The 23963-nt window shown below is 59.4% G+C and carries 23 protein-coding genes; 18 read left to right on the top strand and 5 right to left on the bottom strand.

The window, feature by feature from the left end; genetic code table 11:
• Nucleotides 1–623: 623 nt before the first annotated feature.
• From Q4S45_RS14895 to Q4S45_RS14855, 9 genes are all read left to right on the top strand, one after another.
• Entirely contained in the window at nt 624–1631 is a 1008-nt protein-coding gene (locus tag Q4S45_RS14895; RefSeq protein ID WP_305505513.1) for an SLBB domain-containing protein, read from the top strand.
• Entirely contained in the window at nt 1631–2065 is a 435-nt protein-coding gene (locus tag Q4S45_RS14890) for a low molecular weight protein-tyrosine-phosphatase (RefSeq protein WP_305505511.1), read from the top strand. The genes Q4S45_RS14895 and Q4S45_RS14890 overlap by 1 nt, the downstream gene beginning before the upstream one ends.
• 64 nt (nt 2066–2129) lie before the next feature.
• On the top strand, nt 2130–4361 hold the full coding sequence (locus tag Q4S45_RS14885) for a polysaccharide biosynthesis tyrosine autokinase (RefSeq protein WP_305505509.1): 2232 nt from the start codon (nt 2130–2132) through the stop codon (nt 4359–4361).
• A 232-nt stretch (nt 4362–4593) separates the two neighbouring features.
• Nucleotides 4594–6102: a hypothetical protein gene (locus Q4S45_RS14880; protein WP_305505507.1), complete on the top strand. Its 1509-nt coding sequence runs from the start codon at nt 4594–4596 to the stop codon at nt 6100–6102.
• Nucleotides 6103–6247: 145 nt separating this feature from the next.
• The gene (locus Q4S45_RS14875; RefSeq protein WP_305505505.1) at nt 6248–7630 is read left to right on the top strand and encodes a lipopolysaccharide biosynthesis protein; all 1383 of its coding nucleotides are present in this window, start codon (nt 6248–6250) and stop codon (nt 7628–7630) included.
• Nucleotides 7623–8441, top strand: coding sequence for a glycosyltransferase family A protein (locus Q4S45_RS14870; RefSeq protein WP_305505503.1), 819 nt, complete (start codon nt 7623–7625; stop codon nt 8439–8441). Before Q4S45_RS14875 ends, Q4S45_RS14870 begins: the two co-directional genes overlap by 8 nt.
• Nucleotides 8442–8522: 81 nt before the next feature.
• On the top strand, nt 8523–9599 hold the full coding sequence (locus Q4S45_RS14865) for a glycosyltransferase (protein WP_305505501.1): 1077 nt from the start codon (nt 8523–8525) through the stop codon (nt 9597–9599).
• On the top strand, nt 9596–10843 hold the full coding sequence (locus Q4S45_RS14860; RefSeq protein WP_305505499.1) for a glycosyltransferase family 4 protein: 1248 nt from the start codon (nt 9596–9598) through the stop codon (nt 10841–10843). Before Q4S45_RS14865 ends, Q4S45_RS14860 begins: the two co-directional genes overlap by 4 nt.
• Nucleotides 10840–12027, top strand: a complete 1188-nt coding sequence (locus Q4S45_RS14855) for a glycosyltransferase family 4 protein (RefSeq protein ID WP_305505497.1) — start codon at nt 10840–10842, stop codon at nt 12025–12027. Before Q4S45_RS14860 ends, Q4S45_RS14855 begins: the two co-directional genes overlap by 4 nt.
• A 266-nt stretch (nt 12028–12293) precedes the next feature.
• Here the strand turns inward: Q4S45_RS14855 and Q4S45_RS14850 are convergent, their stop codons facing one another.
• Nucleotides 12294–13304 (bottom strand): acyltransferase, encoded by a 1011-nt coding sequence (locus Q4S45_RS14850; RefSeq protein ID WP_305505495.1) that lies wholly within the window; start codon nt 13302–13304, stop codon nt 12294–12296.
• Between the two features lie 209 nt (nt 13305–13513).
• On the opposite strand from Q4S45_RS14850, the gene flhF reads away from it, so the two are divergent.
• The 6 genes from flhF to Q4S45_RS14820 all read left to right on the top strand — a co-directional run bounded on the left by flhF (nt 13514) and on the right by Q4S45_RS14820 (nt 18968).
• A complete protein-coding gene (gene flhF, locus Q4S45_RS14845) occupies nt 13514–14806 on the top strand; it encodes a flagellar biosynthesis protein FlhF (RefSeq protein ID WP_305505493.1) in 1293 nt (430 codons plus the stop codon).
• Nucleotides 14799–15611, top strand: coding sequence for an antiactivator of flagellar biosynthesis FleN protein (locus tag Q4S45_RS14840; protein ID WP_305505486.1), 813 nt, complete (start codon nt 14799–14801; stop codon nt 15609–15611). Before flhF ends, Q4S45_RS14840 begins: the two co-directional genes overlap by 8 nt.
• A 12-nt stretch (nt 15612–15623) precedes the next feature.
• A complete protein-coding gene (locus Q4S45_RS14835) occupies nt 15624–16352 on the top strand; it encodes an RNA polymerase sigma factor FliA (protein WP_305505484.1) in 729 nt (242 codons plus the stop codon).
• Entirely contained in the window at nt 16334–17080 is a 747-nt protein-coding gene (locus Q4S45_RS14830; RefSeq protein WP_305505482.1) for a flagellar motor protein, read from the top strand. Before Q4S45_RS14835 ends, Q4S45_RS14830 begins: the two co-directional genes overlap by 19 nt.
• A gap of 2 nt (nt 17081–17082) precedes the next feature.
• The gene (gene motD / locus Q4S45_RS14825) at nt 17083–17832 is read left to right on the top strand and encodes a flagellar motor protein MotD (RefSeq protein ID WP_305505480.1); all 750 of its coding nucleotides are present in this window, start codon (nt 17083–17085) and stop codon (nt 17830–17832) included.
• Between the two features lie 617 nt (nt 17833–18449).
• Nucleotides 18450–18968, top strand: a complete 519-nt coding sequence (locus Q4S45_RS14820) for a hypothetical protein (protein ID WP_305505478.1) — start codon at nt 18450–18452, stop codon at nt 18966–18968.
• 167 nt (nt 18969–19135) lie between these two features.
• Here Q4S45_RS14820 and Q4S45_RS14815 read toward each other — a convergent pair whose 3' ends face one another.
• From Q4S45_RS14815 to flgA, 4 genes are all read right to left on the bottom strand, one after another.
• Nucleotides 19136–20221: a M35 family metallo-endopeptidase gene (locus Q4S45_RS14815; RefSeq protein ID WP_305505476.1), complete on the bottom strand. Its 1086-nt coding sequence runs from the start codon at nt 20219–20221 to the stop codon at nt 19136–19138.
• 423 nt (nt 20222–20644) lie between these two features.
• A complete protein-coding gene (locus Q4S45_RS14810; protein WP_305505475.1) occupies nt 20645–21112 on the bottom strand; it encodes a flagella synthesis protein FlgN in 468 nt (155 codons plus the stop codon).
• 5 nt (nt 21113–21117) lie between these two features.
• The gene (flgM, locus tag Q4S45_RS14805; RefSeq protein ID WP_305505473.1) at nt 21118–21423 is read right to left on the bottom strand and encodes a flagellar biosynthesis anti-sigma factor FlgM; all 306 of its coding nucleotides are present in this window, start codon (nt 21421–21423) and stop codon (nt 21118–21120) included.
• A gap of 104 nt (nt 21424–21527) precedes the next feature.
• Nucleotides 21528–22223 carry a flagellar basal body P-ring formation chaperone FlgA gene (gene flgA / locus Q4S45_RS14800; protein WP_305505471.1) on the bottom strand — a complete coding sequence of 232 codons (696 nt, stop codon included), beginning with the start codon at nt 22221–22223 and terminating at the stop codon, nt 21528–21530.
• A gap of 195 nt (nt 22224–22418) precedes the next feature.
• On the opposite strand from flgA, the gene flgB reads away from it, so the two are divergent.
• The 3 genes from flgB to Q4S45_RS14785 are packed head-to-tail and all read left to right on the top strand — an operon-like array spanning nt 22419 to nt 23948.
• The gene (gene flgB, locus Q4S45_RS14795) at nt 22419–22838 is read left to right on the top strand and encodes a flagellar basal body rod protein FlgB (RefSeq protein WP_305505469.1); all 420 of its coding nucleotides are present in this window, start codon (nt 22419–22421) and stop codon (nt 22836–22838) included.
• A gap of 2 nt (nt 22839–22840) precedes the next feature.
• Complete coding sequence (flgC, locus tag Q4S45_RS14790; protein WP_305505467.1) at nt 22841–23242, top strand: flagellar basal body rod protein FlgC; 402 nt, start codon at nt 22841–22843, stop codon at nt 23240–23242.
• Between the two features lie 16 nt (nt 23243–23258).
• Entirely contained in the window at nt 23259–23948 is a 690-nt protein-coding gene (locus Q4S45_RS14785; RefSeq protein WP_305505465.1) for a flagellar hook assembly protein FlgD, read from the top strand.
• The last annotated feature ends 15 nt before the right edge of the window (nt 23949–23963 follow it).

Below are 23963 nucleotides of genomic sequence, written 5' to 3'. Positions count from 1 at the left end.
CGGCGGGGGACTGGCTGAGCTGCAGGGCGGACCCTATACCGTTGGTGCGGCGCCCCAGATTCTTAACATAACGGCATCTACGGCTGCGGGCCGGCACGTGGCGCATCGCCATTTCGGCAGTGTCGCATTCCGGTACGATCTTTCTTCAAAGTTACATTGCGTGAGGATTGCGCCTTCGTAATCTGGCACAATGGCACCCGGTTTCGATTGTTGACCATAGGTAACTTTTCTGTACGGCAACTATTGCACGAAAAGGTTTTTTACGAGCCAGTTAGCGGCCACTTGTCCGCACTTGCCCGTGACCGTTTTAAAAGTTATTGCGATGTTCGTGGGATTAATCCTACAAATAGCTACCAAATTTGTGACTGGAAGGAACTGCATGTTGTAGAATGGAAAATTGAATGGCTACCAACGTATTTATCCCGAAGGTTGCCACTTCCCAATTGAACACGCTGTTGCAGCTGCCCAAAACCAGCAGGTTGCAATGTTTGGCCGGACTGATTTAGAGAGCATCAATGTACTGTTTCACTTCCCGGCGCCTGTGCCGTATCGGCGCCTTTGCATTACCCCTCATCCTTGCCGCTTGCGCAAATCTCGAACCGGGCATGCGCCTCAATGCGAAAGTGGCGCCGGAGGCCGCCCAGCAGCCCACCCCCACGATCCTGCCGATTACTCCGTCCCTGCTGCAGTCGCAAAAGGCGGCCAAGGCGCAACTGCCATTGCCTCCAATCGAGTCGCTGGCCGGGCCTGCGCGCCCTTACGTGATTGGCAACGGTGATCTGCTGTCCATTCTTGTCTGGGACCATCCTGAGCTCAACATTGCGGCAACCGGCGCCCAGGCGCTGAGCAGTTCGGGTGCGCAATCGCCTGCCGCCTTCGTCGTCGATCAGGGCGGCATGGTGCAGTTTCCGTACATCGGCGCCATCAAGCTTGCCGGGCTGACCGAGCTGGAAGCGCGCAATCTGCTTGCCGAGAAGCTGATCAAGTCGATCAAGAAGCCCGACATCACGCTGCGCGTGCTCGCGTTCCGCAGCAAGAAGATTTATATCGACGGCGAAGTCAAAAACCCCGGCAACCAGGCCATCGACGATGTGCCGATGACCTTGCTTGAAGCGGTCACCCGCGCCGGCGGCTTCATTGCCACCTCGGACCAGAGCAATATCGTCGTCACCCGCGGCGGCGTGCAATACCCGATCAATCTGCCGCTGCTGGTGCGCCGCGGCGTGGATCCGTCGAGCGTGATGCTGCACAGCGGCGACCTGGTGCGCGTGCGCAGCCGCGACGAGAACAAGGTGTATGTGCTGGGCGAGGTCAATGCGCCGAAGGCACTGCCGATGAATAACGGCAAGCTGACCCTGGCCGAAGCGCTGGGCGAAGCAGGCGGCATCAATCAATTGAGTGCGGCGGCACGCCAGGTGTATGTGATCCGCAACGCTGGCGCGACCGATCCGCAGGTGTACCTGCTGGACGCCGCCTCACCAGTGGCGCTGGCGCTGGCCGACAACTTCGAACTCGATGCGCGCGACGTGGTGTTTATCGACGCTTCCGGATTGTCGCGTTTCAACCGCGTGATCAGTCTGATCTTGCCGACGGCTACTGGGGCGGCGGCATCTGTCGGGCAGCTTAAATAATGCAAAACATTCTTGTTCTTTGCATTGGCAATATCTGCCGCAGTCCGATGGCGGAAGCGATGCTCAAGGCTGCGCTGCCCGGCAGGACGGTTCGCTCAGCGGGCCTCGGGGCGCTAATCGGCAAACCCGCTGATCCGTTGTCGATTCAGTTGATGTCGGAGCAAGGGATGGACATCACGGCCCACCGTGCGCAACAGGTCTCGCCCAGCCTTGTGGCGCAAGCGGAACTTATTCTTGTGATGGACCTTCAGCAGAAGAGGCATGTGGAGACGCAATATGTGGGCGCGCGTGGAAAGGTCTTTCGCCTGGGCGAGGCGGCAAAGGTAGATATCCCGGATCCTTACAAGGAGGGAATAGACAGCTTCCGTTCCGCACTTGATTTGATCGACGCCGGCGTGAAGGTATGGGCTGAACAGATTTTGCGCATGAGTTGACCGAGCAAACCCGCCGCTACATTGCACCTTCTGGCAGTAACTGAACACTTTTTTTGGCCTACAAATGAACGACCTCGCTTCACAATACGCGCTAACCGCAGCTTCGCCTTCTGAGCAAGACGATGACACAATCAATCTGGCGTCGTATCTCGATTTGCTGTTCGATAACCGGTGGCTGATCGTGTCGATCGCACTGGCCGTCACTCTGATCGGCGCAGCATATGCGTTTTTGTCTCGACCGATCTACGAAGCCAACATTCTTGTCCAGGTTGAAGATAGCGCATCGTCATCGAAAAACATTCTGGGCGATCTGTCGAGTGTATTCGATCTGAAGACGGCTGCCACCGCTGAGATTGAGATTTTGCGTTCGCGGCTTGTCATCAAGCGCGTGGTCGACGACGCGCAACTGTATATCGATGTCCAGCCTAAATATTTTCCGTTCGTCGGCCGTTGGATAGCCGCCCGCAACCCCGAATTGTCGACGCCGGGTCTGTGGTGGGCAAAAGGCTATGTGTGGGGCGCCGAGGAAGCTCACGTCACGCAATTCGATGTTCCGGAGAGCCTTGAAGACGTCCGCTTCGTGTTGACCGCGGAAGGGGAGGGACGATTTCGCCTGACCGCACCTAACGGCCTTGGCGATATCCAAGGTCAAGTCGGTGTGCTGGTCAAACAGCAGTTGTCGGCGGGGATGATTGAGGTGCGCATCGACAGCTTGAACGCACGACCTGGTGCGCAGTTCTATCTGACGCGTTCGCCGATGTTGCGGGCCGTGGAGAATTTGCAGGGCGCTTTGTCAATCTCTGAGAAGGGAAAACAGTCAGGGATCATTGGCATCGCGCTGGAAGGCAGCGATCCACGAAAAACTGCCGGCATCCTGAACGCGATCGGGCGCGAATATATCCGCCAGAACGTGGACCGTAAATCGGAGGAGGCTGAGAAGTCGCTGGCTTTTTTAGCCAAGCAGCTTCCGGAAATGAAAGAGAATCTCGAGCAATCGGAACACAAATACAATGAGCTGCGTAACCTTCGTGGCACCATCGATTTGGGGGAAGAGGCCAAGACTGTGTTGCAGCAGTCGGTGCAGGCACAATCCAAGCTGGTCGAACTGAAGCAGAAACGCGATGAGCTGATGACGCGCTTCCAGGACGCGAATCCATTGGTTCAAGCGGTGAATAGTCAGATCAGCACCCTGAATGCAGAGATTGCATCGGTCAATGGCAAGATCAAGCGGCTCCCATCCGTGGAGCAGGACGTATTCCGACTGACTCGCGACGTCAAGGTCAATACCGAACTTTATACGGCACTCTTGAACAGCGCGCAGCAACTGCGCCTGGTCAAGGCGAGCAAGGTTGGCAATGCGCGCCTGCTTGATGGCGCTGAAAAACCTCTGAATCCAATACGTCCGCGGCGTTCGGTGATCATCTCCATGGCGCTCCTGATCGGCCTGTTCGTCGGTGTGATCGGTGCCTTCGTGCGAAAGAACCTGTTTGGCGGAATTGACGACCCTCACGAAATCGAACAGATCCTGGGCCTGACCGTCAGTGCGGCAATTCCGCACAGTGAGGCGCAACAGGCGCTGTACACCCGGATGCAACAAAATCCGCTGGGCGTTTCGGTGCTGGCGGCTGACCAACCGCAAGACTTGGCGATCGAGAGTTTGCGCAGTTTCCGTACTTCGCTTCAGTTCTCGATGCTGGGTGCGGAAAACAACATCGTGATGATCAGTGGTCCTACCCCGGGTGTCGGAAAATCCTTCGTTTCGGTCAACTTCGCCGCTGTGCTCGCCTCGACCGGGAAAAAAGTACTGCTAGTCGACGCCGACTTGAGAAAAGGCTATCTACAAAAATATTTCGGCCTGAAGCGGGCACGCGGACTTTCAGAGTTGATCGTCGGCGAACTCAAGCTTGAACAAGTGCTTCACAACAACGTCATCGAAAACGTGGACTTCATTTCGACTGGCGTCTTGCCGCCGCGGCCGGCCGAGCTGCTGGCGCACGAACACTTTGCCGACTTCCTGGCGACGGTCAAGCCGCTGTACGACATTGTCCTGATCGATACCGCTCCGGTGCTGGCCGTTTCGGACGCGTTGGTTGTCGGAAATCACGTGGGCACGATTTTCAACGTGGTTCGCGGTGGCGTCAGCAATATTGGCGAGATCGCCGAAGCAGTGAAGCGCTTCAAACAGGCAGGGACACACGTCACCGGTATTGTATTCAATGACCTGAAACCTCGCGTTGGGGGGTATGGCTATGGGTCGAAATACGGGAAGTACCGTTATGCCCAATATAAGTACTAATCCATTCCATCGGGCTGCACATCAAATGGTCTATAAGAAATCGGTCCACCGCAAGAATCGGTGGTCGCACAGAGCGAAACGTGGTGCGTTTTTTCTCACACTTTTGTTTGCAGTTGCTGCTGCCGCGCTTCTAGCCATGGCGTAGCAGCGCACCGGAAGAAAACCAACGACGTCGAAGATCCTATCTGATCAGTCGTCTCAGACCCTAATAAGTGCTTAGAAAGCAATTTGATTGACCAAGAATTTGGTCGATTTGGGCCCACTTCGCATTACGTTTATAAATATTGGAACAGAATTAATGGCCGGCCAGCGAAACAATAGCGGACTTGCACTGCGAATTTTTTCGGCGCACATTTTCATGGGCGTGATCGCGATCGGCCTGTCGCAATCCATTGGACCGATCGGCTGGGAAGTCATTGTTCCATTTTGCGGCGCCAGCATTCTGCTCCTGATGTATCTGTTTTTGGTGCGTGTCGTGAGAAATCCCTCTTCGCTGATTCTCGACCCGATCGTTTGTTTTGCGTTGGCGACTGCTGTTTACTTCGGATTCGGGCCGTTGCTGTATGTTTTTGGGCCAAATGAAACTGCCGAATACTCGCTGGCCTGGTACCCAACTGACCCGCGGGCCGGATTGTGGTTAATAGCACTCCATTTTATCGGTATCGGAATTACCGGTATCACCTGCATCTCGACAAGATTTAATGCTGTTTCACGGGCCGCTAGTGTGTGTGCCACACGCTGGGCAAGGATTTCGACGGAAAAGGTAGTAGTGTTCTTCATTGTCGTCGGAATGCTGTTTAGGTTTTTCTTCGTTATACCTTACGAGTTCGGCATGATTAAGATGCCGCCGTCTGCCCTCGTTCGTGCCCTGCAAAACTTCGTGCTGGTCGGATTTTTTATTGGGTTCTCTTTGCCGAGAATGAATCGGTCATTGCGAAAACTTTTGAAATATGCGCTGGTTGTCCAGGTTGGCACCAGCATCTTAATGTTCAACAAGACGGAAGTATTGCTGGCGGTTTTATCAGCCGGGCTCGGGATGTTCATAGCCCGCGGGCGGATAATGAGTTTGGTCTCGATGGCAGGGATCGCCATCGCCATTTACGTAGTGCTTGGCCCACTGGTTCTGTTTGGTCGCAATCAACTTTTGGACTCGGGAACTGACGGAATGAGAGTGGCCGGAATGATAGACCGCGGAGTGCTGGTGCAAGAGTATCTCGAATCAAGGCGCACCGGGGGGCAATCGGGCGAAACCGAAGCAATGTGGTGGTATCGGCTTAATTACATTCCGTCTCAGCATGCCGCAGTTGACTTGTACAACGAGGGCCGCGGCAGCGAAAGTTTCAAGAACGTGCTATGGCTGTTTGTGCCGCGGAGCATCTATCCTGATAAGCCGATCCTGTCCAGCGAAGGCGCCATGCTCACCGATAAGGTTCACGGATTTTCGACCAGTTCGACCGGTATTGGTGTGTTTGCTGACGGTTACTACAACTTTGGTTGGTTCGGCGTTGTTCTTTCGGCCATTACCTATGGCTTGGTTTTAAGTGTGTATCGATGTATCGCCCGGCCGATCATTAACCAGAAGGCTTTCGCGCTATATCCCTTGGCCTTGGTCGGAGTTACTGTAGCAATCAGACCGGATGGATGGTGGCTCCTTGACGTCGCGGGGCCGGTCATTCTCGTTCTTGCAGGCCTTTTTTTAGTTCGTTCGTTTTCTGAGTCAAAGTTGCGTTTTCGCGGATGAAACCAACGTCTATTTTTGTCGCCAAGGTCCGTCGGGACCCGGTCGACGCTGATAGTTCTACATAGATTGCTGCTGTTCGATAATGTCTTTTTTTCGAAATACTATATGGAATGCCGCCGGGACCTTAGTCGCCACTATCGGGCGGATGGGAATCGCTGTTGTTTTGGCACGTTGCCTTGGGCCCGAGAAATTTGGTGCGCTGGTCTTCTTGCAATGGCTCAGCGATATGACCTATCTACTGTTCTCTGGCGGACTCGCGGGGGTTGCTACACGGTTTTTCCCGCAGTCGATCCATCCCAACAACGGTAATACTTCTGTATTTGGCAATTGGTTTATCCGCTCCGCTGGGGTGGTAGTCTTAATTTCTTTTGTTTTCGCTGGTGTCGCGACCCTTTTGTTCGGCGGACAAAATCGTCCTTTTGAAATCGTTGCCGTTGCGTTTCTAGGCGGGGCGTCGGCTTGCTACGCTCTCGCGACCGCACGCAGCCAGGGCCTGTTCCAGTATCGAAAGATAGCCTATGCGTCCACGGTATTCATAGCCGTAACGTTTTTCGGCTTGATTTTCGCGTCTATCCGAACAAGCGTACCGTTGACGATCATATTGCTTGCGTGCGCAAATTGCGCTGGCTCGCTGTGTCTGTTACTTGACCTGCGCAAAACTCCTGAGAGCCTATTCGCGCCACTTTCGCGCGACCTTTCCAAACACATTGGGCAGTATGCGAAGAACTCCTGGGTAACGTCGGTTATTTCTTCGCTTCTTTGGTCGCGGGGTGAATTGCCTTTAGTTAGGAAAAATCTTGGCGAGGCATCGGTCGGCTATTACTCGATCGCCTTGACTATTTCCGGAATCGTCAATCAAGCATTAAGTCTTCTGATTGGCGCACTCTGGCCACAGATCGCGTTGAATTGGGACAGGGGTGCGGCTGAGAAATTGGACGAATTCTGCAATACCCTGACAAATCTATTGATCTTGCTCGCTGGTTTGTCGATCGGATTAATCGTCTGTCTTTCATCTCACATCATTGGACTTTTGTTTGGTACGAAGTACCTTCCCAGCACCGATATTGTATCCATCCTGGCGTTGGGAACCCTCGGCCTGACGAGCGGGTGCGCAAACCTGGTCGTGCAGGCCAAGACGGATGGAAAATTCGCTCGTAATATCAGTGTCCTCGGCAGTGGATTGCTGTTCGGACTGGCGATTATTTTGATACCACTGTTCGGCGTACAGGGCGCCGCTGTTACCCGCGTCACTACTCAAATAGCCATTGCGGTTGCGACGTTGGTATGGATGCGAAAAATGTCGAGTTTACCGGCAGATAGACACAATAATTTGCTTATCTTTTTTCTTGTTTTGGTGCTCTCCATTCTACTTTCTACAGTGAAGTCGCTGATGCCGGGGCTGGCAGTCTGGGGTGATCTCTCCTTGTTGGCGGTGTATACGTTTGCCGTTGTGTTCGCGTGCACGAATGGATTGAGGATCAACATATTCAACGAGGTGAAGAGTTTGTCGAGGCTTGGTCATGGATGAACGAGATATGGCTGCAGCGGAAAATTCATTGTCGGTGCTATTTATTACATTTAATCGTTCGGACCTGCTGCAAATCGCCTTCGATGCCTTTAGAAATCGAGCCGGTCTCGACAATAGTCGCACCGAGTTTATTGTTTCCGACGACGCGAGCGCGATAGCCCATGTGGACCGGATTCGATCGATGCCCTTTGATATGCACTTGTTGGCAGACCGCAATGCGGGGCTGGGGAACAACCAAAATAAGGCAATCGCGGCCGCGACGGGGACGCTGATTTTACAGGTGCAGGATGACTGTGAATTTGTCGGCGACACGGATCTAATGGCAAACGCGTTCGAGATATTGAAGGCCGAGCCGGGCGTCGGAATTGTGCAGTTTAATGATCTGACGCCGCATATTCCGCACGAAGTTCGCACGCTGCAAAACGGAACTGTCTACCGAGTCTTTCGGAACGACTTGCAGGAAATCGCGCGTAATTGTGACGAGCGACCGTATTCCGATCAGCCGCACCTTAAGCGCGCAGCCTTCTGCCGGGATATCGGGCCCTATCGCGAGGCGGTTCCAATGACGGTAATGGAACTCGATTTCAAACGACGCGTGGCCTGTCAAGAAAGATGGACAGTGGCGGTGATTGTGGGGCGGCCGAGTTTTGTTCACATTGGTGCAGAGCGAAGCTTCAATCCCGGCGCGATCCGGTCGCGACGTTTGGCCCGAATAGAAGCTGTGCCAATTGCCGGCGGGATTTTCAAGTTTGGCAGGCCGTATGCGAAATTTTGCCGCGACTGGCTAAGGTTGCGGTTGGGCCGGCGTTGAATAGTGCGGCGCGGACCATTCCAAGCTGTTGGTTGTCTCTCGGTTAATTGAAAAAAAGTTGCGATGCGTAATTTGGATAAGATGAAAATTCTGTTTGTTGGCGCGACCTGGAAGGGCTCGTCTGCCCGATCCTTACGAGAAGGGCTGGGACAGATTCCTGAGGTGTTTATGGACGAGGTAGGCGAAGACCACTTCCTTCCGCTTTACCGTTCAAAGCCGTTACGCGCGCTGAATCGCTTGGTCAAGCCTTGGCAAATTAAAGACTTGGAACGCGAGATCACCACCAAGCTAGACGCCCTGAAACCGGACGTATTGATCATCTATAAGGGCAACGGAGTTCGAAGCGACTTCATCGAGAAGGTGAAAAAGCGCGGCGTACTGACCGTAAATGTGTTCCCAGACTATTCGCCACATGCTTATGGCCGCGCGCTAGCGTCTGCAATGGGAGTCTACGATCTCGTCATCTCGACCAAGCCGTTTCATCCAGCGGGGTGGCAATCTGTCTATGGTTATTCGAATCGTTGCGAGTTCGTTCCGCACGGCTACGATCCAGATGTACATTTTTGGCCAACCCCTTACCAAGCGCCGGAATTTGATGTCGTGTTGGCCGCCAGTTGGCGTGCCGAGTACCACGAATTGATGCAGGGTTTCGCCAACGCAGCAAATACGCAAGGCCTGACTGTCGGCCTGGCCGGTAATGGCTGGGAGGAACACCGTTCCGCTTTTCCGGCGAATTGGCAGTATGCGGGGCCATTGTACGGTCGTGCGTACGGCGATTGGGTGCGAAAAGGAAGAATAGTAATAGCGCCGGTTCATTCGCGTGTGGTGATCGACGGTGTGCGGCAACCGGGGGATGAAGACACAACTCGTACCTACGAGTTAGCCTCCGCATTTTGTTTTTTCCTGCATCGTCGCACGCCATACGCCTCGCGGATTTACGACCAGGCAACTGAGGTGGCAATGTGGGACGACGCGGACGAGCTGGCACGCAAAGTCTTGCATTATTTGCCACGCGACTCCGAGCGCGCTGAAATGGCAGCGGCGGCCCATGCACGCGCGGTGCCAGCGTATTCGATACCGGCCCGGGCGAGTGAAGTACTGGAGAAAGTGCGCGATGCGCTGGCCCGCCGGTCTCTCGAGGGCGCCTGCACCTTATGATTCAGCGTCCAAAAATCGGCTTGGTCGTACCAAGCCTTGCGCTGGGCGGGGGCGTTCCCTCGGTTGCGCGATTTGTTAAAAACGTCATCTTGCAGAATGAGGGTTACGACCTGAAACTTGTGTCGTTGTCTACCTCGTCGCGCGATCAGTGCAGCCTGAACCTGACATCCCCATCCACGTATTTTCGCGGTGCTACGACTCAGCCCGGAATTTGGGATGGAATGGATTTTACCCACGTGGGCGCGATCGGCGGGGAGCTGGAATTCCAACGCTACCGGCCTCGCAAAGTACTCGCTGGCGTCCTCGCGGACTGCGATGTCATTCAGGTGGTCAGCGGTTCGCCCGCTTGGGCGAATGCCGTTGTCGGGCTGGGTATCCCTGTGGCGTTGCAGGTAGCGACCCGGGTCAAGGTGGAGCGCCGCATGCGTGATAGCCAGCCTCGTAATTTGTCCGGCTGGTGGCGGAAATCCATGACCGTGGTCAGCGACAAGCTCGACGACAAGGCGCTACGCGCGGTTGACGCGATTCAGCTGGAAAACCCGTGGATGCTCGAATACTCCCAGCGAATCAACCAGGACCGCCATGGTGTCGATATCCGCTATGCCCCGCCTGGGATCGATGCGGATTTGTTCTGCCCCCTGCTGGCGAGACCTGCGCCGGACAATCCGTACATCCTTTGTGTCGGTCGGCTTGACGATCCGCGAAAGAACGTCGGCCTGCTGCTTGAATCGTTCCGGATATTGTCCTCGGCGCTGCCACACGTGCACCTGGTCACTGCGGGATCCAGTGCCCCGCCGGCGAGCTATTGGGCGAGGGTGAATTTCCTCGGCTTGCAGGATCGGGTTCGACACGTTGCTCGGCCGTCGGTCGCCGAGCTGGTAACGCTGTATCAAAATGCAGCGGTGTTCGCCCTCGCGTCAGATGAAGAGGGTTTGGGGGTCGTTATTCTGGAGGCGATGGCCTGCGGCGTGCCTGTGGTAGCGACGCGATGTGGTGGTCCGGATGGGATCATCACAGAAGGAAAAGACGGTTTTCTTGTAGCGCTTGACTCACCATCAGAGATGGCCAACCGTTTGACGGAGCTTTGCAGTAACTGGCCGGCCAACTTACAAATGGGGCTGGCGGCAAGGGAGACCGTGGAGCGCAGATACGCAGATAGTGTTGCGGGTAGTGCATTTGTCGATGTTTGGAATCGCCTTTTAAAGATGGCGGCGCCAGCAATCGGGAAAGGCAAACTCCAATGAAGCCTATCGTGCTGACCTTGACTTCCTGTTACCTTCCGGGATTTCGGGGAGGCGGACCCATTCAAACGATCCGCAATATGGTCGAACACCTCGGTGATGAATTCGACTTCAGGATAATTACCACAGATCGCGACTTGGGCGACCACGTACCTTACGCGGACATCCGAGCGAATGCGTGGAACGCCGTGGGGAAAGCACAGGTTTATTACGTCAGCAATTCGTTGCGAGCGTTGCCGGTGCTCCTCAAACTGATTCTTGCCACACCGTACGACGTGCTTTATTTGAATAGCTTCTTCGATCCTCGCTTTACGCTGCTGCCGATGGTATTGCGTTGGCTCGACCTCGTCGCCAAAAAGGCCGTGGTTCTCGCGCCGCGAGGTGAGTTTACCGATGGCGCACTGCGAATTAAACGTTGGAAGAAAACTCCGTTCATTCGCCTCGCGCGTCGCATTGGCTTGTTCAGTACCGCCAACTGGCATGCCTCGACCACGTTGGAAGCCGCCGATATCCAGAAGGTCTTCCCGAACGTGAAGAATGTACACGTAGCGAACAATGTGATCATTGCGCCGGATTTATTGCAGAAATTATCGGAAACTTTCCCGTTGAAGGGCGAGGAGCGTGGCGTGGCCGAACCGATCAATATTTGTTTTCTTTCCCGTATTTCTCCAATGAAGAACCTGGAATTCGCGCTGGAAGTTCTGCGCGACGTGTCGGTCCCGGTCGCTTTCAATATCTATGGGCCTAAGGAAGACGCCGGCTACTGGAGCAAATGCGAGGCGAGGATCAAGCTATTGCCGCCCAATATTTCGGTCGCCTATTGCGGTCCCGTCCCGCATTCCGGTGTACGGAAGGCTATTAGCGCGCACGACATATTTTTTGTTCCCTCCCGCGGCGAGAATTTTGGACATGTCTTCATGGAAGCGTTGTCTGCAGGGGTACCTATTTTGGTAAGCGATCGGACTCCATGGCGCGACCTGCAAAGCCGCCGCGTCGGGTGGGATCTTTCGCTTGACGACAGAGCGGCGTTTGCCACTGCGATCGAAAAATTCGCGCTTTCAAATGCAGCGGAAAAGCGTGAAATTCGCATGAACTGTTTACGCTTCGCGAAGGAAAAAGTGGACGATCCGCACGCCGTAGAACTCAGCCGTACCCTGTTTAGGCGTGCTCTTGCCATGAATAGCTGACGGGGCCGAAATGCTGCGTCTGGATCATAAAAACATATTTTTGAAGGGGCAGCAAGTATACGGGATGAGTTTAGCATGGCCTCGCGATATGCCCCGTTCAGTTGCGCACCAGGGCGCTTGCCGATAGCGTCTTGGCACGCGCTCCGGCGGGGCAAGGCGCGAGTGGCGTGATGCCCGGACTCTGGCCGATGGGGGCCGGTGTGCGGACCGGCGGCCGCTCGTATCCGGGCGCGATGCCTGCCGGATCCGCCGCTACGTTGCAGCCTCTACTGAGCGGCGACCCTCGTTGTGAAAATAACGGGCGCGCCTTTTGAAAGCCGGCGCGCCAATTCGTGGAACGGGCGCTCGATGAGACGAAAGAAGGCGTACGACATAACCAATCCCAAGATCAGCGCCGCAGCGAACGCCAGAAGCTCTTTCTCAATACTGAACCCGGCCATGACAATTAAACCGATCGCGATCTTGTGGCACAGGTACAGGGAATAGCTCCATGTACCTATCCAAGTAAGGATCGCGTTTTCTTTCTCGTTAGCGGCAGCCCGCAATTCCACCAGCAGCCACCAACTCGCCATCAAGCCGAAGGGGATCATGGTGTATTTGTAAGAGAGCGGGGAATGGAAGTGCGCAACCAGCGCTACCGATGATGCCAACCACATGGCCCCCCAGAGGGCCCGCCGCGGCCAAAACGTCGGCATCCAACCGGGTGCACGAAGGTTATCAGCGACATAGACCCCCAGCAGCCAGCTCGGCAGACCGAGAATCCACGACAGCCCGACACCATAGGTCCACAGGAAGCCGTTGTGGTCATCCTTCACGGAGACCAGCGCGCAGGCCGCTATGAGGGACGTCACAATCATCAGCGGCCAGCCGATTTTCGAAGCCATGGAGCAGAGGAACGGGTAAATAAAATAGTAGATTAGTTCGCAGTACAGCGACCACAGCACGGCGTCGAGCACGTCAGTGCTGCCGAACACGAAATGCGAGAGACCTACGGCGCAAAGCAGCGGACCGCCGACGCGGACGAAACGGCGCACCCAGAACGGACCGAGTTCGAGCGATTCGGCCTGGGACGCCAGACGAATGCAAATTCCGGAAATGATGAAGAAGATGACGACGGCCGCCGTGCCGTTGAACAGGGTTCCGTAGATGCTCAACAGCAGCGATACCATGCGGCCGGTTCCCAAGTGCGACTCTAGTGGAATCTTCCCCAAGTGGGACAGGAATACCCATATCGCGGCCAACGCGCGAATGCTGTCTATACCGCGAACTTTGATCACTGCTGCCCTAAGCTATTTTTGTTGGGCAACAGTATAACATTCGGTCAAGCCGCCCCTCCATGCGCCGCCCCGGCCAACTCGCTCTTGAATTGCGCCCCAATCACCCACCTTTTCGCTCGATGGTTTCTTTGCGGCATCGTCAATAATGGTCACTGTTAGAAACGAGGTGGCTCGCGTGAGCCGGATGCAGGACCCCAGGAGCTTGATCGATGAATGTCAAAAAATTTACCGCCGCCACCTCGCGTGAAGCCTTGCGCAAAGTGCGCGACGCGCTCGGTCCGGACGCCGTCATTCTGTCGAACCGCCCGGTCGACGGCATTGTCGAAATCCTCGCGCTGGACAACGACGACGTCGCCTCCATCTCCGCGCCGCCGCACGGCAGCGAAATGGCTCAGCCGGCGCCGGCCCTGCACGTGCCTGAAAATTACGCCAACCGCCGCGCGCCGCAGCCGCAGCAGGACAACGTCGACATGGCCGCGATGCAGTCGATGATGGCCGCCGCAATCGCCCACGCCAAGGACAGCGCCGCCGCCGAGATGTCGGCCATGATGAACGAGGTGCGCGCCATGCGTGGCCTGATGGAAACCCAGCTGGCCGCGATCTCCTGGGGCACCACCCAGCAGCGCGAGCCGGAAAAGGCCACCGTGCTGCGCCAGATGCTGGCCGCCGGCTTTTCCGCCAACCTGGCGCGTTACCTGGTCGAGAAAATGCCGTCCGGTAAAAGCGAAGCCGACAGCGCGCGCTGGATCAAGACCGTGCTCGAACGTAACCTCACTTCCATGACCGACGAGGACGAGATCCTCGACAAGGGCGGCGTGTTCGCCCTGGTCGGCCCGACCGGCGTGGGCAAGACCACCAGCACGGCCAAGCTGGCGGCGCGCTGCGTGATGCGCCACGGCCCGGAAAAGCTGGCCCTAATCACCACCGACGCCTATCGTATCGGCGGCCACGAGCAGCTGCGCATCTACGGCAAGATCCTCGGCGTGATGGTGCACTCGGTCAAGGACGAGGCGGACCTGCGCATCGCCCTGAAGGAACTGCGCAACAAGCACACCGTGCTGATTGACACCGTCGGCGTGTCGCAGCGCGACCAGATGGTCACCGAGCAGGTGGCGATGCTGTCCGAAACCGGCGCCGACGTGAAGCGCCTGCTGTGCCTGAACGCCACCTCGACCAACGAGACCCTGAACGAAGTGGTGCGCGCCTACCAGGGCAGCGGCCTGGCCGGCTGCATTATGACCAAGATGGACGAAGCGGCCTCGATCGGCAACGTGCTCGACGTGGTGATCCGCCAGAAGCTGCGCCTGTTCTACATCTCGAACGGCCAGCGCGTGCCGGAAGACCTGCACCTGGCCGACAAAGCGATGCTGATCGACCGCGCCTTCCGCCTCACGCGCGAGCAGGCCGCCACCCAGTACGCCGACAGCGACCTGCCGCTGCTGATGGCGCAGGCCGGCAACGTCAATGGCGACCGCAGCCTGCGCGAGGTGTCGCTTGGCTAATTTCGATTTCGACCAGGCCGAGGGCCTGCGCCGCATGCTCGCGGGCCCGCGCCCGCGCATCGTGACCTTTCTTTGCGCCACGCCCGAAGACGACAAGGGCGCCATGCTGGTGAACCTGGGCGCGTCGCTGGCGCGCGCCGGCAACGACGTGCTGATCGTGGACGCCTGCGCGCGCGACTACGGCGTGGCCCAGCGCCTCGGGCTGGCGCGCGGCGCCGGCCTGCTGGAAGTGGCGCGCCAGGAATGCGGCCTGAACGAAGTGATCCACGCGGCGCCGCAAGGCTTCAACGTGGCGCGCATGAAACGCGGCGCCGGCGCCGACGAGGCGCGCCGCCTGGCCAAGAGCTTCGACGTGCTGGTCAAGCAGACCGGCATCGTCATCGTCGATGGCGAGTTCGGCGCCGAGGACAGCTTTCCCGTGCCGATCATGGACAGCGCCGAGATCGTCGTGCAGGTCGGCACCTCGGCCGCCTCGATCACGGCCGCCTACAGCCTGATCAAGCGCCTGTCGCAGACCCTGGGCCGGCGCCCGTTCGGCATCCTCGTGACCGGTGCGACGGAAGCCGAAGCGAAGGTGGTATACGATAATATGTGTTCTGCGGCAAGCCGCTACCTGGCGGTGACGCTGACGTCGATGGGCTCGGTGCCAGCCGACGAGTACCTGCAGCGCGCGGCGCGGCTGGGACGCGCGGTGGTCGATGCCTTTCCGCTGGCGGGCGCGTCGGTCGCGTTTCGCCGCCTGGCCGGGCGTTTTGCCCTGTCCGGAATGCCTCAGCTTGGGGGAACCACCCGTTTTGGCTCATAACAACGCATAACCATGTATACGGTCAAAGGGAAAGCGGACAAGAACCAGCTGCTGACGGATCACATGCCGTTGGTGAAGCGGCTCGCGCACCACATGAAGGCCAAGCTGCCACCCAGCGTCGAAGTGGACGACCTGATCCAGGCCGGCATGATCGGCCTGCTCGACGCCATCAGCCGCTACGAGGAGACGCACGGCGCCCAGTTCGAAACCTATGCGGTGCTGCGCATCCGCGGCGCCATGCTCGACGAGCTGCGCAACAGCGACTGGCTGCCGCGCTCGATGCGCCAGAACATGCGCAAGATCGAGGCGGCGATGGCGTCGCTGCAGCAAAAGCTCGGCCATCCGCCGACCGAGTCGGAAGTGGCGAAGATGCTCAAGATGTCGCTGGCCGACTACCAGGAGATGCTGTCCGACGGCGGCGGCCACCAGCTGGTGTACTACGAGGACTTCCACGACGACGACGGCAACGACAGCTTCCTCGACCGCTACGCCGTGGACGACGATGATCCGCTGCGTAGTCTGATGGACACGGGCTTTCGCCAGGCCGTCATCGACGCCATCGACGCCTTGCCGCCGCGCGAGAAGATCCTGATGGGCCTGTACTACGAGGAAGAACTGAATTTGAAGGAAATCGGCGCCGTGATGGGCGTGTCGGAATCGCGCGTGTCGCAGCTGCATACGCAGGCTGTGGCGCGGTTGCGCGCAACGTTACGGGAGCAGGCGTGGACTGGGCCAGCTTAATCGGCATCGCGCTGGCGCTGGCCGGCGTGTTCCTCGGCCACGGCCTGGACGGCGGCAAGCTCGCCTCGCTGGTGCAGCCGGCCGCGTTCGCGATCGTCGTCATCGGCACGGCCGGCGCGGTGCTGCTGCAGACCGAAACGCCGACCTTCATTCGCGCGATGAAGATGCTGCGCTGGGTGTTTCGCCCGCCGCCAAGCCAGCGCCAGACGCTGGCGCGCGACATCGCGCTGTGGAGCAACCATGCGCGCCGCGACGGCCTGCTGTCGCTCGAGCAGCACATGCTCGATACGCGCGACCCCTTCGTGCAGAAGGGCCTGCGCCTGATGATCGACGGCATCCACCCGGACAAGCTGCGCGGCCTGATGGAGGCCGAGGTGACGGCCTACGAATTCGCTCAGCGCCAGGCGGCCAAGGTGTGGGAGTCGGCGGCCGGCTATTCGCCCACCATTGGCATCCTGGGCGCCGTGCTGGGCCTGATCCACGTGATGGAAAATCTGAGCGACCCGTCGCGCCTGGGCGCCGGCATCGCGGTGGCGTTCGTCTCGACCGTGTACGGGGTGGGCCTGGCGAACCTGTTCTTCTACCCGATCGGGAATAAACTCAAGTCGATCGTGGCTGAGACGGTGACGCAGTATGAAATCCTCACCGAGGTGTTCTACGACATCTCCAGCGGCGACCATTCGCGCGTGATCGACGAGCGCGTGGCGAGCCTGCTGTCGCGGCCCTGACCATGGCGCGCAAAAAATACGACGAGGCCACCGACAACCACGAGCGCTGGCTGATCTCGTACGCCGATTTCATCACCTTGCTGTTCGCGTTCTTTGTGGTGATGTACGCGATCTCGGTGGTCAACGAGGGCAAGTACAAGGTGTTCTCGGATGCGCTGGGCAATGCCTTCGGCGGGCGCGTCGCGCCCAGATCGACGGCCGAGATTCCGGGCGCGATCCAGCTGCCCAACATCGTCGCCAAGCGCCGCGCCGAAGCGCTGCGGCGCGAGCGCGAGCGCCTGACGACGCTGGCGCGCGACCTGACATCGACGCTGGCGCCGCTGGTCAAGGAAGGCAAGGTGCGGGTGACGCAGAACAGCCGCGGCGTGAGCGTCGAGATCAATGCGAGCGTGCTGTTCGATTCGGGCGACGCCACGCTGACGAACGATTCGCGCGAAGCCTTGCGCGCGCTGGCGGTGCTGCTGCGCGACGATCCGCACACGCTGCAGGTCGAAGGGCACACCGACAATCTGCAGATCAGGAATCCGGTGTTCCCGTCGAACTGGGAATTGTCGGCCGCGCGCGCGAGCGCCGTGGTGCGGCTGTTCATCGACAGCGGCGTGGCGCCAGGGCGCATGACGGTGGTGGGGCACGGCTCGAACATCCCGGTGGCGTCGAACGACGACGCGGAAGGTCGCGCGCGCAACCGCCGCGTGGCGGTGACGATCCTGTCGGCCTTGCCCGACGCGACGAAGGAAATCCCCACCAAATAAGGTCGGCGCGGCGTCCGGGGGGCTGACTCTTACGCCGTTTAGTGAAGGACCAAGTCAGCATCGACAAAGGCCATTAGCCGATAGACCGTCGTTCCTGCGGAGGCAGGAACCCATGCTGAGCTTGCATTACCGGTCCGGATGCTCAGCATAGGCACCTGCCTTCGCAGGTGCGACAGGCTTCTCGCGTCCGGGGTCAGACTCTATCACCTGCTACCCGATAATGCCGTCGTTCCTGCGTAGGCAGGAACCCATGCTGAGCACGCAGCACCAACGGAGCAAATTCAGCATGGGTTCCTGCCTTCGCAGGAACGACAATCGGCCCACCCTGGAAATTACGCGCCGCGTCCGGAGTCTGACCCCGCGGGGTCAGACCCTATCACCTGCCACCCGATAATGCCGTCGTTGCGTAGGCAGGAACCCATGCTGAGCACGCAGTACCAATGGAGCAGATTCAGCATGGGTTCCTGCCTTCGCAGGAACGACAATCAAGAAATCTTGCGCGCGCTCATGCGCCGGTGTTGCCGCGCGCGATTTTCCTTTGTAACTTTGCGCAAGTCCGCTTGGCGAACGGCATGGCGCGGTGCACAATCACGCCAGTTATTTTTCTTGGAGCAGTAATGGGCAGGGCAGCAACAAAGGGTATTCTGGCAGTTTTACTGGGCGCGGCCTGCGCGACGGCGGTCATCGTTCTCGGCGGCAGCGCCAGCGCAAGGGACGGCATGGTCAATCCGGTCAGCGAAAAAGTGCAGGTGGAATCGCGCGACGGCAAGGTGCTCGTGCGGCTGACGATCGACAACCAGAGCGACCGCACGGTGTGGGTGGCTCGTTCGGTGGCGACCGAGCAGGAATTGTTCGGCAACTGGTTCGAGGTGCGCGACAGCTCGAACGGCGACCCGCTCGACTACACCGGCCCGACCGTCAAGCGCGCGCCGCTCGGCAAGGCCGACTTCGTCGCCGTCAAGCCGCACAGCCAGCTGAAGAACACCATCGACATCACCCGCGCCTACGCGTTCATGCAGGGCCGCCACACCTACCAGCTGAACTACGCGGGCAGCTATCTGGCCGACGTGAAGAAGATCGCCGACGCCACGCCGGTCGAGCCCGAGACCGTGCTGTTCGCACACATCATCCAATAACAAAAATGCACCATATTGGTGCATTTTTTAAGATGGGTTGGGTCCGTTGGGGCGGCGCGGACGCCTAGTCCCCGTTTTTGCCAGCACAACAGAAAATCCGTTTCGACGATTTCACCGCTGGCGTGCAACTTCGGGGTCAGGTCCGGCGGACCTGACCCCATTCTCCCTTACTGCAGCGCCGGCGTATTCTCGCCAAAATACTCGTGCGAGTCGGCGTTGTCGATCGCCTTCGCCGGATCGCTGATCGCCAGGCTGGCCGCGCCCGACTGGCCGTACACCCAGTCGTCGGTGCTGGCGACCACATTGAAGTGGCTCATCTCATGCACCAGGGTGCCGCCTTTCGAATCGGTGCCCGTCATCGGCGCCGTCCAGAACGCCTTGCACACGTAAATCACATACGGCTGGGTCGGATAGACGTAAGCGTAGTAGGTCTTCTTGCAGCCGCAGTCGACCGTGACCGGCTTGTTGGCGAACGCATCCTTGAGCGAGGCGAAGTGCGCCTTGACGGTGCTTTCGCGCGCCGCGTTGTTGGCGCCGAACCACTTGACGTAGCGCGCGCCCTTGGCGCCGTTCATGTAGGCGTCGCCATTGCTGGCCATCGCCGAGCCGGCCGACAGCGCCTGCGCGATGGTGGTCTGCTGCGACGCCGTGCACTTGCTGAAGGCCAGGCTCTGGCCCTGCGCGGCACGCAATTCGTCGATGGTAGGGCCCTTCGGCATGGTGCCGCGCGGCTGCGCGCCATCGATCCAGACCGTCAGCGGCGCCGAGGTGATCTCGCCGATCTCGCGCTGCGCCGCCACGCCCCTGGCGGCCGGCTCGTCGTAGAACAGCTGCAGCGATTTGGCGTCGTAGCTGATCTGGTAGTCGCCGGTGATGCTCATGTCGTACATCGACGACAGCTCGACCTTCATGCTGTGCGACGCACCGGGCTTGAGCAGGTAGTAGTCGGCCGCGGTCGGCGCCTGGCGCTTGTAGTGGGCGCCGAGGTAGGGCACGGGCAGGCCGTCGCGCGTGACCTTGAACAGTGACTCCTCGATCTCGCCGAACGGCGTATGCCACTTCAGCACGTATTGGGGACTGGCCGAGGTGTTGGTGATGGTCACGTTGACCACCACGTCGTCGGTTTTGCCGAGCGCATGCTTGTCGGTGGTGAGGGTGGCCGTGACGCCGTTCGAGGTCGCGGCCTGCGCGCCCATGCACAGCGCGCATGCCAGCGCGGCGAGTCCGGTCCTGCAGATCTGGTTCCAGTTCATGCTTTCTCCGTATCAAGATGTGTGGTCTAGGGGACAGAGTCCTCGCCGTCGAAAATCCACTGATGTGTTAGCGAAAACCCATCATTTAATGATCCGGTAAGGTAGGGGACTTGTAAACACAAATCGCGGGGTGTTGCGAAACTCACCAATTATTTCATCGCCGCAATCGCGCGCGAAGAAGCTGTGCTAGGACAGGGAAAAGAGTTCAAGTCGCAGCGTAGTAGTGCGCTGTCAAGGAATAGTGACCGCGTCGCACGAAGAGCGATTAGCCAATAGACAGTCGTACCCGCGAAGGCGGGTACCCATGCTGAGCACGCCGACGAGGTAAAGCGCGCTCAGCGTACCTGCCTTCGCAGGTACGACAGCTTAACTTGGCGGCATCACTTGTTGCGCGACGCATGTCGCGAGGCCGGGGAGGGAGGGTCAGCCGACCACGAATCGGCGCGACGGGCCGGAGGCGGCGGCCTGGCCGCTGGGGCCGTACACGCCGCTGTCGGCGGCGCCGGCCGGCGTGCGCATGGCGTTGATCGCCGTTTGCGTGTGGTTCATCTGCTTGTTGATCAGCATGCCGTTGACGCGGTTCAGTTCCTTGGCGTCGGTGGTGCGCGCCAGCAGTTCGCGCCGGGCGCTGCGCGCGGCGTCGTCGCCGTGGGCGGCGAGCCAGCTTTCCATGCCGCTTTCGCTGGGGGGAAAGCCCGCCGCGGCCAGCGCCTGGTGGCGCCGCGCGGCCAGCGCAGCCATCTGCTGCACCAGCTCGGCCTTGTGCGGGGTCAGGCCGGACAAGCCCTCACTGTCTGCGCGAATCAGGAAAGCTTGTTCCTGTTGCATCGTGTCGATCAGGGAAGCGATCAGTTGCTGTTCGTCGCGCAGGGTCGTGGCCGGGCTGGTCATGGAGTTTATCGTTTGCGGGAATGCAGCAGGTCGCGCACTGTTTCCAGCAGGCCGTCCGCTACTTTCTCTGAATTGACGGAGAACTGGCCATCGGCGATGGCCATCTTGATGCGTTCGACTTTCTTGGCGTCGAACACGGCGCCGGCGCCCACCGCGCCAGCCAGCGCCTGGCCCTGGGACGACAGGCGCACGCTGTCGGTCGGGGCTGGCGTCGCGCCGGCCGTCCGCTCCGCACCCTTGCTGGCGCCGGCGGCAGGCGTATTCGTTGCCGGAAGGCCAGGGGTGGTCTTGAGGGTATCGTTAATTTTCACAGCATCATCCTTCTCTGGCCAGAGCACATACTCCGGGATATGCGTAAGTAACGGCCTGCGGGCCGCAAACTTTAGCGCACATCAATGGCATCTTGAACAACTGTTCAGATCGCCACTTCGACCAAGCCTCCCGCTTTTGCCACGCCGCTAATGATCTTGCCTGCCGGTGTGCGCACCTGCACCACCTGGCCTTCGCTGGCCGTGCCGATCGCGCGGCCCTCGGCCGACACTTCGAATCCGGCGCCGGTCGAGACCACGCGCACGGCCTGGCCCTGCTGGACCACGGGTCTGCTTTTCAGTCCGTCCAGGCGCAGCGGCGCGCCGGCCTGCAGCGATACCGTGCTGCTGCGCCCGATGGCCTGATCCATGTCAGTCAGCACGCCGTTCGGCAGCGCGGCCAGGTCGCCCTTGACCAGCACCAGCTGCGACTGCTCGATCGGCTGGCCCTGCGCCAGCGGCACCGCCGCGGCCACATACTCGCCCTGGACCGACACTTTCGCCTGAATATACACTTTCCACGCCGTCGGCGCCGCACAGCGCACGCCCACCGTGGTGTTGCCCCAGGCGCGCGCGCCCGGCTGCAGGAAGGCTTCGGGCGCCGGGCAGGCCGCCAGGCTCATGCGCGCGTCGAGCGGGCGCACCTCGACCCCGACCGTGCCGGGCAGGCCGGCGCCCTGAACCTTCAGGAACTCCTCGACCACGCTGCGCAGCGCGTTCAGGTCCTGGCGCGGGGCCGCGGCCTGCTGGGCAAAGGCCAGCGGCGAAGCGAGGAGGAGGGCGGCGAGATAAGTGAATTTCATGATTGGCTTCGACACCGGGGGGCGACCCGAAGTGCGGGTCAGACCCTTGAATTGGGAATGCTGCCATCTTAGGCCCCATGATTCTTTGGTGAAACATCGAATAGCCGCGCTTTGTGTGTCCTTATCCTTCGATTGCGCCGGCTTTTACAGCCGTATGATCGATCCTGTCATAAAAAAGACCCACCTGGAGCTGACATGATTGGCAAACTCGACGATTACCTGCGCTTTAATGAAGCCGCGCTGAGCCTGCGCTCGCAGCGGCAGCAATTGCTCGCATCGAACATCGCCAACGCGGACACGCCCAACTTCAAGGCGCGCGACATCGATTTTGCCAGCGCCCTGCAGGCGAGCCTGGCGCGCACCGCGCCGCCCGCCGGCCAGCTGGCCGCCACCTCGCCGGCCCATTTGGCCGGCGTCCAGAACGGCGACCTGCTGCCGGACGGCACCCAGGTGCAGTACCGCAACGTGGCCCAGGGCGCGGTGGACGGCAATACGGTGGACATGGACGTCGAGCGCAACCAGTTTGCCGACAACGCCGTGCGCTACGAGGCCGGCATCACGATGATCAATCACCAGATCCGCAGCCTGATGGCGGCGATCCAGGGAGGACAATAATCATGTCGCTGTTTAATATCTTCAACGTCTCCGGCTCGGCCATGAGCGCCCAGGCGCAGCGCCTGAACGCCACCGCCAGCAACCTGGCCAACGCCGACAGCGCCACCTCGGCCAGCGGCCAGGCCTATCGCGCCAAGCAGGTGGTGTTCGAGGCCGTGCCGCTGGAGGCCGGCGGCACCGCCGTCAAGGTGGCCCAGGTGATCGAAGACCCGAGCCCGCTCAAGCAGGTGTACGACCCCAAGCATCCGATGGCCGACGCCAAGGGCTATGTGTCGATGCCGAACGTGAACGTGGTCGACGAGATGGTCAACATGCTGTCGGCCTCGCGTTCCTACCAGACCAACGTTGAAACCATGAACGCGGCCAAGACCCTGCTGCTCAAGACGCTGACGCTCGGTCAGTAACCCACCTTAGCTCACTATGGCACTGAACCCCATTCCCCAGACCGTTTCGCCCGACCTGCTGGCGACCGTCAATCCGAAGAAGGCCGCGGCCGCCGACGGCAGCGTCGAGGCCGACACCAACAAGTTCATGACCCTGCTGGTCACGCAGCTGAAGAACCAGGACCCGATGAACCCGCTCGACAATGCGCAGATCACCAGCCAGCTGGCGCAGCTGTCGACCGTCACCGGTGTCAACAAGCTCAACACTACGCTCGAGTCGCTCAAGTCGAGCTACCAGTCGTCCGAGGCGATGGCCGCCACCAACATGATCGGCCACGGCGTGCTGGTCGAAGGCGACTACGTCAACCTGGCGTCCGGCAAGGGCATCATGGGCGTGGACCTGGCCAGCGCGGCCGACAGCGTCAAGCTGATCGTCACCGATCCGACCACCGGCAAGGACGTGCAGACGATCGACTTCGGCGCGCACGCGGCCGGCACGATCCCGGTTGCCTGGGACGGCGTACCCGACGGCGCGACCTCGCCACTGAAGGACGGCAAATACCTGATCCGCGTCGTCGCCACCCAGGGCGGCGCAGCGCTCAAGGATGCCAAGGCCTTGTCGTTCGATAGCGTGGCCAGCGTGACCACCAGCGCCGCCAACGGCGTCAAACTCAATTTGCCCACCCGGGGCACGGTGTCGATGAGCGACATCAAGCAGATTCTGTAAGCCCGGACCGCGACC

This window comes from Massilia sp. R2A-15 (assembly GCF_030704305.1).
Taxonomy (GTDB): domain Bacteria; phylum Pseudomonadota; class Gammaproteobacteria; order Burkholderiales; family Burkholderiaceae_D; genus JAFCUW01.
This window is presented reverse-complemented; position numbering and strand designations above follow the sequence as displayed.